Annotated in this window: 12 protein-coding genes; 8 read left to right on the top strand and 4 right to left on the bottom strand. The window is 40.1% G+C overall.

Annotated elements, in window-relative coordinates; translation table 11 throughout:
- Positions 1 to 9 precede the first annotated feature (9 nt).
- The 4 genes from NE848_RS15205 to NE848_RS15190 all read right to left on the bottom strand — a co-directional run bounded on the left by NE848_RS15205 (position 10) and on the right by NE848_RS15190 (position 7,619).
- Positions 10 to 1,668, bottom strand: coding sequence for a RagB/SusD family nutrient uptake outer membrane protein (locus NE848_RS15205; protein ID WP_252115222.1), 1,659 nt, complete (start codon positions 1,666 to 1,668; stop codon positions 10 to 12).
- A 16-nt stretch (positions 1,669 to 1,684) separates the two neighbouring features.
- Positions 1,685 to 4,813, bottom strand: coding sequence for a SusC/RagA family TonB-linked outer membrane protein (locus NE848_RS15200; protein ID WP_252115220.1), 3,129 nt, complete (start codon positions 4,811 to 4,813; stop codon positions 1,685 to 1,687).
- Positions 4,814 to 5,261: 448 nt separating this feature from the next.
- Positions 5,262 to 5,906, bottom strand: a complete 645-nt coding sequence (locus NE848_RS15195; protein ID WP_252115218.1) for a gluconate 2-dehydrogenase subunit 3 family protein — start codon at positions 5,904 to 5,906, stop codon at positions 5,262 to 5,264.
- Between the two features lie 9 nt (positions 5,907 to 5,915).
- Complete coding sequence (locus NE848_RS15190; RefSeq protein ID WP_252115216.1) at positions 5,916 to 7,619, bottom strand: GMC oxidoreductase; 1,704 nt, start codon at positions 7,617 to 7,619, stop codon at positions 5,916 to 5,918.
- A gap of 137 nt (positions 7,620 to 7,756) precedes the next feature.
- On the opposite strand from NE848_RS15190, the gene NE848_RS15185 reads away from it, so the two are divergent.
- The 8 genes from NE848_RS15185 to NE848_RS15150 all read left to right on the top strand — a co-directional run bounded on the left by NE848_RS15185 (position 7,757) and on the right by NE848_RS15150 (position 15,656).
- Complete coding sequence (locus NE848_RS15185) at positions 7,757 to 8,761, top strand: sugar phosphate isomerase/epimerase family protein (RefSeq protein WP_252115214.1); 1,005 nt, start codon at positions 7,757 to 7,759, stop codon at positions 8,759 to 8,761.
- Between the two features lie 21 nt (positions 8,762 to 8,782).
- A complete protein-coding gene (locus NE848_RS15180; protein ID WP_252115212.1) occupies positions 8,783 to 10,021 on the top strand; it encodes a nucleoside permease in 1,239 nt (412 codons plus the stop codon).
- 14 nt (positions 10,022 to 10,035) lie between these two features.
- Complete coding sequence (locus NE848_RS15175) at positions 10,036 to 11,172, top strand: Gfo/Idh/MocA family protein (RefSeq protein ID WP_252115211.1); 1,137 nt, start codon at positions 10,036 to 10,038, stop codon at positions 11,170 to 11,172.
- 16 nt (positions 11,173 to 11,188) lie between these two features.
- The gene (locus tag NE848_RS15170; protein ID WP_252115209.1) at positions 11,189 to 12,250 is read left to right on the top strand and encodes a sugar phosphate isomerase/epimerase family protein; all 1,062 of its coding nucleotides are present in this window, start codon (positions 11,189 to 11,191) and stop codon (positions 12,248 to 12,250) included.
- 3 nt (positions 12,251 to 12,253) lie between these two features.
- Positions 12,254 to 13,009, top strand: coding sequence for a 3-keto-disaccharide hydrolase (locus tag NE848_RS15165; RefSeq protein ID WP_252115206.1), 756 nt, complete (start codon positions 12,254 to 12,256; stop codon positions 13,007 to 13,009).
- Between the two features lie 97 nt (positions 13,010 to 13,106).
- The gene (locus tag NE848_RS15160; protein WP_252115204.1) at positions 13,107 to 14,321 is read left to right on the top strand and encodes a bifunctional alpha/beta hydrolase/OsmC family protein; all 1,215 of its coding nucleotides are present in this window, start codon (positions 13,107 to 13,109) and stop codon (positions 14,319 to 14,321) included.
- 113 nt (positions 14,322 to 14,434) lie between these two features.
- A complete protein-coding gene (locus NE848_RS15155) occupies positions 14,435 to 15,034 on the top strand; it encodes a superoxide dismutase family protein (protein ID WP_252115202.1) in 600 nt (199 codons plus the stop codon).
- 91 nt (positions 15,035 to 15,125) lie between these two features.
- Positions 15,126 to 15,656, top strand: coding sequence for an RNA polymerase sigma factor (locus NE848_RS15150; RefSeq protein ID WP_252115200.1), 531 nt, complete (start codon positions 15,126 to 15,128; stop codon positions 15,654 to 15,656).
- Position 15,657: the final 1 nt, after the last annotated feature.

Genomic DNA, 15,657 nt, shown 5'->3' with positions numbered 1-15,657 from the left:
TCTACAATTTTAATATCCTGGATTTTGTGTTAAGTTAGGATTCAAAATTAACTGGCTGGAAGGGATAGGAAACAGGTTTTTAGACTCATCTCCTACTGCAGAAGGAGCCTTTAAAGTCCAGTCCCTGGTATATTCCCCAAAACGAATCATATCATTTCTTCTCCAGAATTCCATATACAGTTCTCTCCCTCTTTCTTCCAGAATATCACTTTCGCTCACACTTTCAAGTGGTGTAGCCTTTCTAAGAGTTCTCAGTTCATTGATCATAGTAGTTGGATCACCTCCAGCTCTCATCATTGCTTCAGCTTTCATCAGATAAGCATCTGAATACCTGAAGAAAATTTCATGCTCGGTGAAAGCGCCATAACGCGGATTGTATTTAATGGTACGAATTCCGGTGGTCTCACTGTTATTAATAAGACTTACCTGGCCGGAGCCATCAGTAAACTGTCTTTTAAAGGTCAATGGATTACCACCACGATCGTTAAGGGCGGTACCGTCATAATCATATTGCTGATCAATTAAAAAGCCGAATCCCACACTAGATCCATCTGCAAATCCATCATCGTTATTATCCATAGAGCCTTCAAATGAGCCAGCAGCCAAACCAGAAGGAGGTACATATCCACGTCTCTCTTCCTGTCCGTCTAAAGGCTCTCCATCTGCAGTCCCTCTATTCATATTTGGATCTCCTTCAAACATATCGTAAAATTCAGCAAGGGTGGAAAAACCATTCCATCCACCTCCCGCCTGATCGGGTGCCTGATTGTAGTGAAGTCCGTTCCATATTCTGTTTCCAACTGCAGTAGGAATAAACCAGATGGTTTCCTTATCTAACTGTCTTCTGAAAATATTAAAGAAGCCTTCTTCAAGGCCATAACCAGCTGCAGAAATTTGATCCACAAGGCTTACTACCTGGTTCATATCGGCACTGTTAGGCTCTGTCCCAAGGTATATATGTTTATTCAAAAGAACCTTGGCTAATAAATATCTGGCAGCCGCCTTTCCTGGTCTAGCATTCGGAGCTGTAGCGTCCCCAACTCCAGTACCAGGGCCAATTTCAGGTAATCCAGAAATGGCAGCATTGAGATCAGAAACAATTTGATCTACTGCATCCTGGCCGGTAAGAACTATTGGATCGTCAAAAATAGGAGCTTCAGGATCGCGAACAGGTACCTGACCAAAATTGTCCAGTATAACCCACATTCCAAGGGCTCTTAGAAAATAAGCGTTAGCATCTTGTTCTGCAGAACTGTTTGTTAAGTCCGACAGTATCTGTGCTCCCTGAAAATGCAAGGTGTTCCACTGGTTCCAGACATTTAATATAAAGGCATGATCTGCTCTCCAGTCGTGTTGATGTAACTGTCTCCAGATACCATTATCACCCCAGTCTGATCCTCTGGTAGGAACCAAAGCCTCGTCTGTAGTCACCTCACTTAATGCATACAAATTCGCCTGATCACCTATGTATCCTCTTAAACTGTTATATGCGTTATCCAAAAAGGATTCAGGATCACTAACTCCCTGGAATCCGGCTTCGTTGGCGTCTTTTATAATGGAATCTGTTCCCTCAATTTCCAAATCGCTACAGGACATAATTGTACCGCCAACCAGAATAATTCCAGCGAGCAATTTCAATATATTTTGAGTTTTCCTAATATTTTTCATTGTCAATTTTATTTAATTAAAAACTAGCGTTAAGTCCGAAAGATACTGTTCGTGGTCTCGGATAAGACGCATAATCTATACCTGCGGTCGGGATAGCAGAAGCGTTAAGTGTTCCGGTATTCGTGGATATCTCAGGATCCAGCCCGCTGTAATCGGTAATCAGAAACAGGTTCTGACCAATTACACTTAAGCGTAAAGATTTTAAGAACCCATCTCCATCCAAAGGAAGGTTATATCCCAGGGAAGCCGATGTAAGTCTTATAAAATCACCTTTTTCAAGGAACCTTGTAGAAACAGCCACTGATGATGCAGGGTTCTCATTTGTTGCAACTACATCTTCTGTCACATTCTTACCAATAAGCAAAGCACTCTTAGTAAAGAAGGCATTGTTTGTAGCATTATATACATGGAAATCAAACTGACCGTTAAAATAGGCAGCAAAATCAAAATTCTTATAACGTGAATTTAAAGAAAGACCACCGTTCCAGTCTGGAACAGCATCCTTACCTACAAAAAATTTATCTGCGTCTGGGTCTCCAACTCCATTTCCATCAACATCAAGATATGTTGGGTTCCCATCTTCATCGAATCCTGTGAATTCGGCCATGTAAAAAGAGAATAATGGATGACCTGCAGATAATTGCTGTGCGAACGCATTGGTAAGACCATTACCTCTAATAGCTCCGGTTGGAATGGTAAAAGGAGTATCCTGTACCTCGTTCTTATTATAGGCTATATTGAAGCTTGCCGAAAAATCAAAATCCTGAGATCTTACAAATTCATAATCCAGTGAAAATTCCACACCCTGGTTTACCACCTTGCCATCAAGTAAGTTACTGAAAACTACCTCTCCATTACTTGGAGCCGCAGTTTGTCTTGGCAATAACAGATCGTTTGTTGTTTTGCGATACAGGTTAAAACTACCGGTTAAACGATTACTGTTAAATCCGAAGTCCAATCCAAGGTTTAAGTCTGTTGTTTCCTCCCATTTAAGATCTGGGTTTGGATCACCTACTATAAAAGAACCAGGCGCTGGCAATACGGTGAGATCGTTACTAATTCCGCCTCCTGCTGCTCTTTCACGCTGAACAAAACGACCATATCCCAATCCTTCCTGGCTACCAACAATACCTGCACCTAAACGTAATTTAAGTAAGGATACATTAGCACCAATAAAGTCTTCTTTGTGAATCTGCCAGGCTATAGCTCCTGAAGGGAAATAACCGTACCGATTATTTTCACCAAATGTTGAAGAACCATCTGCTCTAAAAGTTCCTGTGAACAAGTACTTTTCGGCAAGGGTATAGTTAGCACGAACGAAATACGATTGTAATTCATCATAATTATCGAACCAATCGTTCAGAACGTAAGCAGGAACGGGACGGTCAAAATTAGAAGGCAATTCAGTTGATGAAAATTCCGGGAAAATAGTGTTCAGATAAGTACCATCTGTACCATAACCAAAGACCGCGAAATCATCAATAACGGCCGTTACATTTCCGTATGCCTGTCTAAGCTGATCGGCCATTGCACCTAAATCTGTGGTATTAAACCCGGCTCCTTCAGAACCAAATCCATCTCTCTGGAATTTTTGATAAGAATAACCAGCTACAACATCAAGTACCGAATTGTCAAACTCTTTCAGGTAGTTAAGTGTAGCTTCTAATAAGGTATTTTCCTGGTTAAAGGTATTATAGTTTCCTCTACCAATACCTGTAACACTATTAAGACCAATAACATCTGAACTAAATACGGAAGTTGTCTCGGTATCCTGATTATCAAAACCTACTGTAACCTTACCTTTAAGTTCACTTGTAATGGCATATTCTGCTGATAGGTTCGCTAAAAATCTATCTGATTCAGAAAGCCCCTCAAAATTGTTTAATAAACTTACAGGGTTTAACACGTTACCTCCAGGATTAAACGTTGGATCTAAAGGTGCTGTTGGGTTTTGAGTGATAGAAGCACCTATCAGATCTCCTGTAGAACCGGCAACACCTGAAATAGGCGCTCTTTCTTCATCTACTGTAGAAAGAGACAATTGCGCACTCAAAGTAAGCTTATCATCAAAAAGACGTTGAGTAGCATTGATACGGCCCGATAAACGCTCTAAAGAGGTATTTTCAACCACCCCTTTTTGATCGGTATATCCAAAAGAAGCCCGAACGTTACCAGTATTGTAACTCTTAGAATAACTAAGGTCTGTAGTATTGGAAACAGCTGTTCTAGTATAGAAGTCCTGGAAATCAGAATCGGCTCCAAAATCCAGTTCTGATGGATTGTTTCCTACACTTGCAATAGCATCAAGATATGCCTCACGTCCAAGTAAATCATATTCATTTGCAGGAGAGGCAATACTTAAGGTATTATTTAATTCAAAAACACCTTTTCTTCCTCTACCTCCTTTGGTTTGGATTATCACAACTCCATTGGCCCCTCTGGAACCATAGATAGCTGTGGCAGATGCATCCTTCAAAATAGAGATGCTCTCAATATCATTAGGGTTAAGGAAGTTTAAAGGGTTCTTTTGTCCTGAACCTCCAATACCCGCAACATTTGTTTCAGGAGCAGCTCCACTGGTTAGTGGTACTCCATCTACTACGAATAATGGATTATTTCCCGAGCGGATGGAGTTAGATCCACGAATTCTTATATTAACTCCAGCCCCAGGCTCACCTGAGGTTTGTGAAATTTGAACTCCGGCTGTTTTCCCCTGAATAAGTTCTTCAGGAGATGAGATTACACCTTTATTAAATTCTTCTGAGGTTACTGAAGCCACAGAACCTGTTGCATCCTGAACGGTTGTTGTTCCATAACCAATAAGAACAACCTCTTCCAGTTCTGAAGCATCGGTAGCAAGATTAACGTCAATTGTTGATCTTCCGTTAACCGCCACTTCCTGAGTTTCATACCCCACAAAGCTAAAGACCAGTACCGCATCTGCTGGAACATCATTAAGTGTATAGTTCCCATCAAAATCTGTCGTGGTCCCGGTAGACGTTCCCTTAATGGCAACGGTAGCACCCGGCAGCGGACCACTTTCATCTGTCACCGTACCGGATACACTTTGATTTTGAGCTATAGCCATGCTGGAAAACAGAAAGGCTAGAGCGCAAAAAAAGCTCTTCAAAATAATTTTGTTCATAAGAAATAGTTTTAGTTGGAATTGTTTTAAAATAAGATCAAAACAGCGATAAATTTATGTAAATTATTGTTAATAAAGTCAATAAAACTCAATAAAACTACGAAAACGTTTTCGTTTTGGTTTTTTAATAATCGGTGATTTCCACCTATAATTTGCAACTATACATCACTATATTTTGATGAATTTAAATCAAATTAACACATTCTCAACACCGATTGAATAATAGTGTTTTTCCAAAATAGTTAATTTTTTAAAAAGAAGATGTTAATGTTGATAAGTTTTGAAAAGTGGAAACTCATAAGATAGATTAAAAAGGCTGTCTAAAAAGTAAATTCAGGCATCATTACAAACGAAGTGAAGCAATCTTTCATTGATAAACAATTAATTAAAGATTGCTTCGTACCTCGCAATGACAGGTAAAAGACCTTTAAGACGGCCTTTTTTATTGCTAAAGCGACATTACCTTTCCGCCGCCCAGTTCCTCTAACGGACCACATGGAATGTATTCGCCGGGAACAGGATCATACCATAAATGATTTTCTCCTATTTCCTCGCTGGTCTTCCAGGCCCATATAGTCATATCCCTCACGCTGGTAAGATAAGCATAAGCTCCGGCATCAGCATCGATTTCCATTTCAGACTCCTGATCCTGAGCATCCTGGGTTTCTGTAGTGCGTTTAACGTATTCTTCCCTTTCTGCTGGTGAAGCCTTCAGGTATTTTTTTACAATATTCTCAAACTCCTCATCACTTCCTTCTTCATGTATCTTATCATATTCATTTTCAAATGCTCGTGAAAAAGCATCGGCTGACTTAAGAAATCCTTCTCTTCTCCTCTTTCCTTCAACTTCATCCATATAAGAATCAATAAACTGTGCAATATTAAGGTCAGATGCTCCGGGCGTATCGGTAGCGGGAATGATTATATCTACAATCTTCTTTAGAGCAAACCCATGAGAGGCAGTTAAAAATACCGGTTGCCACTCATAATCTGGTTCATTCTTGCAGCTTTGTAACAAACTGAGAGTAGATGGTCCAACTATAAGGACTCCTGCTCCAATTCCTATATTTCTTAGTGCTTGTCTCCTGTTCATAATTCTTATTTAAGCGTTGGATTTTTTAAAATTTTTGGACGCATGATCAGCCGCCCTTGCTGTGAATGCCATATAGGTTAGGGATGGGTTCTGACAACCAGATGAAGTCATAAAAGCACCATCAGTAACATACACATTGGGAACGGCATGTAACTGATTATTCCCATTTAGCACCGAGGTCTTAGGGTCACGACCCATTCTTGCTGTTCCCATTTCGTGAATTCCTAATCCGGGTGCACCTATATCGTCATATGAACTTACATCCTTAAAGCCGGCTTTCTCCAACATTGCCACAGCCTGCTCTTTCATATCTTTTCTCATTTTAAGTTCATTTTCCTTAAATTCAGCATCAAAAGTTATTGTAGGCAATCCCCAATCATCCAATTTATCATAATCCAAGGTCATTTTATTCTCATGGTATGGCAGACATTCGCCAAAAGCAAGAAGCCCCATAGTCCATCCTCCTGGTTTGCTAACAGCTTCCTTAAGCTCTTTACCATAACCAAGCTCTGCAACAGCATCTGCCCAGTTATTACGGCTGGCACCTCCCTGGTAACCATAACCTCTAACAAAATCAACATCTTTATCCTGACCGTTCAAGTTACGGAAACGAGGCAGGTAAATCCCATTAGGCTTTCGACCTTTATAATACGAGTCTTCAAAGCCGTCATACTTTCCTGAAGCTCCTACCTTAAAGTGATGGTCCATTATATTATGCCCCAGCTCTCCACTGTCATTACCCATACCATCCGGAAATCTATCCGATTTGGATTGCATGAGGATGCTGGTAGAAGCCATAGATGAAGCACATAAGAAAATAACATTGGCTTTATATTCGAATTCTTCTTTAGTCTCGGTGTCTATAACTTTTACCCCGGTAGCTCTTTTTGTATCGGGATCATATAATACCTGTGATACAATCGAATAAGGCCTAAGGTCCATATTTCCTGTTCGGCTGGCTGCAGGTAAAGTGGATGAGTTACTGCTAAAGTAGCCTCCATAAGGACAACCTCTTATACATCTATTCCTGAACATGCATTTAGAACGGCCTTCAAATTTCTTATCACCGGTTATATGAGCAACCCGTCCGGAAGTCATTACTCTTCCATTAAAATTTTCGGCTATACTTTCTCTGAAATAATCTTCAACACAGTTAAGATCCATAGGTGGTAAAAACTGCCCGTCTGGCAACTGACTTAATCCAAGCTTTTCACCACAAACCCCAATATAAGATTCAACATAGTCATACCATGGGGCAATATCTTTGTAACGAACAGGCCAATCTACTCCATGACCATCCTTTTTATTTGCTTCAAAATCGAGATCACTCAACCTGTAACTATGCCTTCCCCACATGATTGACCTCCCTCCTACATGATAACCTCGCATCCAGTCAAATCGCTTAGTTTCATTATAGGGGTGTTTGATATCATCTACAAACCAATGTTTACTGGGTTCGCTGGTGGTATAACCAGTCCTGGCCTGTTTGAACTGTCTTTTTTTCTCTTCCCTAGTAATATGTCCTTTATATTTATAATCCCAGGGATCGTCATTCATTGTAGGATAATCCTTCACATGCTCTACCATTCTACCTCTTTCGAGTACAAGGGTCTTAAACCCCTTTTCGCATAATTCCTTGGCTGCCCAGCCACCACTTATACCCGTTCCAACCACTATAGCGTCATAGGTATCATTTTCATAAATATTACTCACAATTTTTTGTTTTTTTGGTGAAAATATGATTTGAAGTCTGTCAAATATATAAATTTAAGCTTATAATTTTACATCTTTGAAAAAAAGCCTACATTTAAAATTCGTTTTTTCATTAACCCCTTAGCTTTAATAAAAAAATGGCTTCAAACACACTCAGACTTTCAAAATTTCTGATTATCAGCTTATTATTAACCGGAATTCTTTTCTCCTGCAAGAACAAATCAGATAGTTCTGAAGAAGAAGTTTTAGAGAAAGAAGCTTTAAACGAATCAGGAGACTCACTTTTTTTCAAAATATCGCTTGCCCAGTGGTCCTTAAATGAACCTATTTTCAACGGTAATCTGGATCCGATGGATTTTGCCAAAAAGGCACATGAGATGGGATTTGAAGGTATAGAGTATGTCACGTCCTTCTATTCTCAAAGAATAAAGGAAGCCGAAGACCCAAAAGCTGAAATGCAGTTGGTATTGGATAGTCTGAAATCGAAAAGTGAAAAATTTGGAGTAAAGAATCTTCTATTAATGATCGATGTAGAGGGAGATCTTGCCTCAACAGACCCGGATGCTCGTAACCAAGCTGTTGAAAACCATAAAAAATGGGTAGATGCTGCAAGTTTTCTTGGATGCCACTCCATAAGAGTAAATCTTTTTGGTGCTGAAGATCGTGAAGAATGGAAGAATGCTTCAGCCGATGCTCTTGCTAAACTATCAGATTATGCGGCAAATAAAAATGTTAATGTGCTGGTAGAAAACCATGGGTATTTTTCTTCAGATGCTGATTTGCTCGTCGAAGTGATGAAAAAAGTGAACAGGGAGAACTGTGGAACACTACCCGATTTTGGGAATTTCTGCCTTAAAAGAAAAGGAGGCAAAAGGTGGGATGCCGAGTGTATTGAGGAATATCCTAAATATGAAGGTGTTGAAAAAATGATGCCTTACGCTAAAGCGGTAAGTGCGAAATCCTATTCTTTTGATGATAAGGGCCAGGAAGAAGTGATCGATTATAAAAAGATGCTTCAGATTGTAAAAGATGCGGGATATACCGGTTTTATAGGTGTTGAATATGAAGGTGAAGATATGCCGCCAGAAGAAGGTATAATGGCCACCAAAGAATTGCTTATTAAAGCCGGAAAACAATTATAAACATAAACCAACCATTTTACCATGACAAAACTTGTTAGATTTCAACTTTCCCTAATGATGTTTCTGGAATTCTTCATTTGGGGAGGCTGGTTTGTAACCCTTGGAACATTTCTTGGCTACAACTTAAATGCCACAGATGTACAAATATCTACTGCTTTTTCAACCCAATCCTGGGGAGCGATTATTGCTCCTTTTATTATAGGACTCATTGCCGACCGATTCTTTAACGCTGAAAGGATCCTCGGCTTTTTACATATTATAGGAGCCATACTTTTATATATGATGTATATAAGTACAGATTTTGCTGAATTCTATCCCCTGGTTCTGGGATATATGATCGCCTATATGCCTACTCTGGCTTTGGTAAATTCAGTAAGTTTCAATCAGATGACAGATCCCGCAAAAGAATTCTCCTATATCAGGGTTTTTGGAACTATTGGCTGGATCGTTGCGGGATTGGTGATAAGTTATATATTCTTCTGGGATGCGCCCGCGGCAAGACAGGAAGGAATGCTTAAGTATACCTTCTTAATGGTGAGTATTGCATCGGCCTTTTTAGGGTTATTCAGCTTTACCCTGCCCAAAACCCCTCCAACTGCAGACAAATCCAAAAAGGTAAGCATAGTGGAAACTCTGGGGCTGGATGCTTTAGGCTTATTAAAGGATAAGAACTTCCTTATGTTCTTCGTAGCCTCGGTATTAATATGTATCCCGCTGGCATTTTACTATCAGAACACCAATCCTTTTCTTTCTGAGATTGGGGTTGAAAACCCTACCGGTTTAATGACCATTGGTCAGGCATCCGAAGTATTATTCATGCTTCTACTCCCCTTCTTTTTCAAAAGATTTGGATTTAAAATGACCATTATTGCGGGAATGCTGGCATGGACACTTAGATACCTCCTTTTTGCTTATGGAGATACTGGAGAACTTATTTTCATGCTGATCACCGGGATCGCGCTGCATGGGATTTGTTACGATTTCTTTTTCGTTTCAGGCCAGATCTATACTGATTTTAAGGCCGGGGACAAATACAAAAGTTCTGCGCAGGGGCTTATAACCCTGGCTACTTATGGTGTGGGAATGCTAATAGGCTTCTATGTTGCCGGACTCATCACCAACGCATATCTAACAGGAGATAAAATGCACGACTGGCAAACCATTTGGCTATATCCTTCAGCATTTGCCTTTGCAGTAATGTTGCTTTTCTCTATATTCTTTAGAAACGAAAAGATCGATAAAAAAGATATTGAAATATAAAATCAAGTTTATTTATGAGTAAGATAAAACTGGGCATTCTTGGAGGTGGCGAAGATTCTTTGATCGGGATACTTCACAGAGTGGCGGCAAATATGTTTGACCAATATGAGATCGTAGGAGGTGTTTTTGATGTAAAACATGAAAAAAGCCTGAAGTTTGGTGAAAAACTTCAGCTTGACCAGTCCAGAATATACAAGGATCTTGATGATCTTATAGAAAAAGAATCCACATTACCTGAAAATGAGAAAATACAGGTAGTTTCGGTACTTACGCCTAATTTTCTTCATTTTCCCATGGCCAAAAAGTTACTGGAAAATGGCTATAATGTGATTTGCGAGAAACCGCTTACCACTACTTACGAAGAAGCAAAGGTACTGGATGAACTTCAGAAAAAGAACAATTCCATATTTGCTGTCACCTATACCTATACAGGTTATCCCATGGTAAGACAGATGAAGACCATGATACAGAATGGTGAAATAGGGAAAGTTCAAAAAGTGGACATTCAGTATTACCAGGGATGGATAAATCCTCTTATACATGACAAGGAAAAGAGAGCGGCTACCTGGAGACTGGATCCTGAGAAATCTGGCATTAGCTGTTGTATTGGAGATATTGGAACTCATGCCTTCAATATGGCTGAATATGTTACCGGAATGGAAATAAGCGAAATCCTGGCAGACCTTAATTATCTTTATGAGGACAATCCTATGGATATTGATGGCACCGTGCTATTAAGGTTTTCAGATAAAATAAAAGGAGTGCTTAGAGCTAGCCAGATCGCCACCGGCGAGGAAAACAATTTTACCGTAAAGGTCTATGGCGATAAGGGCGGACTCAAATGGGAACAGGAAAACCCTAATTATCTTTATCTTTTAAAGGAAGATAAAGCCCTGCAGGTCTTAAAGCCAGGCCATTCCTATAACAGCGAGTTTTCACTAGAGGGAACAAAACTACCCCCGGGGCACCCGGAAGGAATATTTGACTCCATGGGGAATATCTATTTTGGAATTGCAAAAGCGATTCAAAACAACTCCAGGTTTGATGGGGCCTACCCTCAGTTAAAAGACGGATTAAGAGGAATGAACTTTATTGAAAAAACAGTTGCCTCTCATAAAGAGGGCAATGTTTGGGTAAAAATGCAAGACTAATCCAAAAAATTAAATTATGAAGACTATAAAAGGACCGGCGGTTTTTTTAGCCCAGTTCATGGATGATAAAGAACCTTTCAATTCACTGGAAGGTATGTGCAAATGGGCTTCATCACAAGGATACAAAGGAATACAGATACCAACCTGGGAAACGAGGCTTATAGATCTTAAAAAGGCTGCTGAAAGCAAAACCTATTGCGACGAATTAAAAGGAAAGGTTGAATCATATGGGTTACAGATTACCGAGCTTAGTACGCACCTTCAGGGGCAACTTGTGGCTGTACATCCTGCTTACGACATTATGTTCGACAATTTCGCTCCCGATGAATATAAGAACAATCCGAAGGAGCGTACCAAATGGGCGGTAGATCAGCTGATGTATGCCGCCAAAGCCAGTAGGAATTTAGACCTTGATGTTCACGGGACTTTTAGCGGAGCACTGTTATGGCATACCGCACATCCATGGCCACAAAGACCTGATGGCTTACTCGAAATGGGATTCACAGAACTGGCAAAACGCTGGCTGCCTATCCTGAACGAGTTTGACGAGCAGGGCGTAGACGTTTGTTATGAGATACATCCAGGAGAGGATCTGCATGATGGAGTGACTTTCGAGCGTTTTCTGGATCACACCCACCATCATAATAGGGTGAAAATCCTTTACGATCCAAGCCATTTTGTACTTCAGCAACTGGATTATATTGAGTATATAGATTATTACCACGATTATATAAAAATGTTCCATGTAAAGGACGCCGAATTCAATCCTACCGGGAAGAAAGGTATGTTTGGGGGCTATGGCGACTGGCGTGACAGAGCCGGAAGATATCGCCACCCGGGTGACGGCCATGTGGACTTTAAAACCATCTTTTCCAAACTCACCGAATACGGCTGCGATGTTTGGGCGGTACTGGAATGGGAATGCTGCATCAAATCTCCTGAGCAGGGAGCTAAAGAAGGAGCCCCTTTCATTCAAAAGCATATAATTGAAGCAACTCAGAAAAGATTCGATGATTTCGCAGGATCTGAAATCGATGAAAACAAACTAAAACGCATTTTAGGACTTAAAAACGATTAAAATATGAAGAAGACACTTATTATATTAAGCTGCTCTGTACTTGCAATGACCGCATGTAAAAATGAAAACAAAGACTCGGCTGAAACCGATATAAAAGAAACTGAAGAAATGGCTGCAAAAGAAGAAAAAGAGCAAAGTGAGTGGCAGGAGCTCTTTAACGGCGAAAATCTTGATGGGTGGAAGGCCTATAATAAAGATGAGATTTCCGGTCAATGGAAGGCAGAAAATGGAGCTATCGTATTTACTCCTTCTGATGAAGTGAAAGATCCGGAGAATCTTATCACTGAAAAGGAATATGAAAATTTTGAATTATCTATTGAATGGAAAATTTCCGAAGGGGGAAATTCTGGCATCATGTGGGCTGTTCAGGAAAATGAGAAGTACAGCGAACCTTATTTAACCGGTCCCGAGATACAGGTGCTGGATAATGAAAGACATCCTGACGCCAAGAATGGCCTTAACCGGACTGCAGGAGCTCTGTATGATATGGTTCCACCTAGTGAGGATGTGACCAAGCCTGCAGGTGAATGGAATAAAGAAGTGATTCATATAGACCATGAAAAAAATATAGGCTGGGTAAAGCTTAACGGAACCAAAGTGGTTGAATTTCCCGTTCATGGTGAAAAATGGGAAGAAATGGTCAGCAATTCAAAGTTTAAGGACTGGGAAGACTTTGGGGCCAGCAAAAAGGGACATATCGCCCTTCAGGACCATGGTAATAAAGTATGGTTCAGGAACATTAAGATCAAAAAACTATAGTGAATAACACTGAATTTAAGGAGCTGCCAGCAATGGCAGCTTTTTTTTTCTTCGATGATTTTTCAATAAAATCTTACCTTAAACTAAAAATACAGTCATGCAGAAGATCAATGTAAGCTTTAAGAATTCTGAATCCCAGACCTTAACAGGTGTTCTGGAAATGCCTTCCAACAGCAAGCCTGATAATTTTGCCATTTTCGCGCACTGTTTTACCTGCAACAAGAACTTTCATGCGCCTACGAACATTAGCAGAAGTCTTGCTGCCAAAGGATATGGAGTATTAAGATTTGACTTTACGGGACTTGGGCAAAGCGAAGGAGAGTTCGCCGAAACAAACTTTTCCGGAAACGTGGAAGATCTTATCGCCGCTGCCGAATTTCTGGAATCTGAATATAGGGCTCCGAGTCTTATTATTGGACATTCCCTGGGTGGCGCCGCGGCACTCTTCGCATCAAGGAAGATCCCTTCAATTAATTGTATAGTCACCATAAATGCCCCTTCAAGTCTTTCTCACGTTCAGAAACACTTTGAATCAAGCATGGAAAAGATTCAGAAAGAAGGATTCGCCCAGGTGAATATTGGTGGCCGGAATTTTAAAATAAAGAAGCACTTTGTGGAAGACCTTAAGGCAAATGAAGACTCCACGGCTCTTAAGGATATTAAAAAAGCGATTCTCATACTTCATTCGCCTCAGGACAATATAGTTTCTATAGATCATGCAGAAGAATTATACAGGGCGGCGTGGCACCCGAAGAGTTTTATATCCCTCGATGATGCAGATCATTTGTTAAGCAGGGAAAGCGATTCCTATTATGTTGCGAACGTTATCTCGGCATGGGCATCCAGGTATATTGAAGAACCAGAAGTTCCGGAGCTATCTACAGATCATGAGGTGATGGCCAATCTGGGAGCAGAAGGTTTTACCACGCAAATGATCGCAGGCAAACACCACTTCCTGGCCGATGAGCCTAAAAGCATTGGCGGAAACGACCAGGGGCCTAACCCCTACGAGCTAGTTTCAAGCGGGCTAGCAGCCTGTACCTCTATGACCCTGCAGATGTATGCCCGAAGAAAAGAATGGAAAATAGAGAATGTAGAAACCCATGTAAGCTATTCTAAAAAGCATTCGAAAGATTGTGAGAATTGTGAAGATGATTCTGCGAGAATTGATCATTTCGAAAGAGAGATCATTCTAAAAGGTAACCTGGATGGGCCTCAGAAAGAACGCTTATTGGAGATTGCGGACAAATGTCCGGTTCACAGAACCTTATCTTCAAAAGCTGAGATTAGCACTCAGTTAAAGAATATTTAAACGCTAAAACTGCTTCTGGCCTGCTTTGTTAAGCAATCCTTAAATCTTTGGTGATACCTGCGATTAGGCTTAATTTAGAATATTAATTAAAAAATTAAACCAATCGACACATTATGAAACGTATTAGTTTATTACTCATTTTTTGCACAAGTCTTATACTTTTTTCCTGCAAGAATGAGAAAAAAGAAAATGAAGAAATGGATGACATGTCAGAGACTGAAATGAGCTCTGATATGGAAACCAAAAAAGAAGAAAAAGAAGTCAAGAAAGTAAAGGTAGATCTTCAGGCTGTTAGTGATTCAGATCTTAGCGGAAACGTGGTTTTCACCGAAGAAGACGGGGAAGTTTCCATGACAGCTATTATTAGCGGACTTTCTGAAGGCAAGCATGCCATCCATATTCATGAAAAAGGTGACTGTTCTGCAGCCGACGGAAAATCAGCCGGAGGCCACTGGAACCCTACCGATTCACAACATGGTGAATGGGGAAGCGCAGATGGATACCACAAAGGTGATATAGGAAACTTTGAAGTAGATGCCAATGGAAATGGTACTGTGAATATGAGTACCGATGAATGGTGTATAGGATGTGGCGATGAGAAAAAAGATATCCTGGGAAAAGCCGTTATTGTTCATGACGGTGTAGATGATTATACCTCTCAACCCTCTGGTGCTGCAGGTACTCGTGTTGGTTGTGGTGTGATCCAGAAATAAAAGAACAATTTACTTATAAAAGAAAAGCGGCCTCGCAGCCGCTTTTTTTATATGTTATTTAAAGCTATATTTATTTCCACAACAAACATTTATGCAGCAGGACGGATTAATTCTGGAGTTACAGAACGGTAACCAGAGAGCTTTTGAAAGGATCTACGAACTTTATTCCGAAAGTATTTACGGTATTATTTACAGTATAGTTCATGACGAGAAAGTAGCCGAAGAGATATTACAGGATGTATTTCTTAAGATTTGGGAAAATTCGTCTACTTATAATTCTGATAAGGGAAGGTTCTTTACATGGATCCTTAATATCGCCAGAAATGCTTCTATAGATCAGCTAAGGTCCAAAAGTCATAAGAACAAGCAGAAAAACCTTAAAGCAGATAATTTCGTAGATATTTTAGAGAATAAGTCTCACTTTTCAGCAAAAGCTGATGCTATTGGAATCAAGAAGTATATAGATATTTTAAAACCCGTTTGTAAGAAGCTGATAGATCTGCTTTTCTTTAAAGGATTTACCCAAAAAGAAACAGCTGAAGAACTTGAAATGCCTCTAGGCACCGTAAAAACGAAAAACAGAGCCTGTATAAACAAGCTTCGGGAAATGCTAGTTGAATAAG

Origin of the sequence: Gramella jeungdoensis (genome assembly GCF_023805255.1) — a bacterium.
Lineage (GTDB): Bacteria > Bacteroidota > Bacteroidia > Flavobacteriales > Flavobacteriaceae > Christiangramia > Christiangramia jeungdoensis.
Note: the sequence above shows the minus strand (reverse complement) of the source record. Positions and strands in the feature narration are given on the sequence as shown.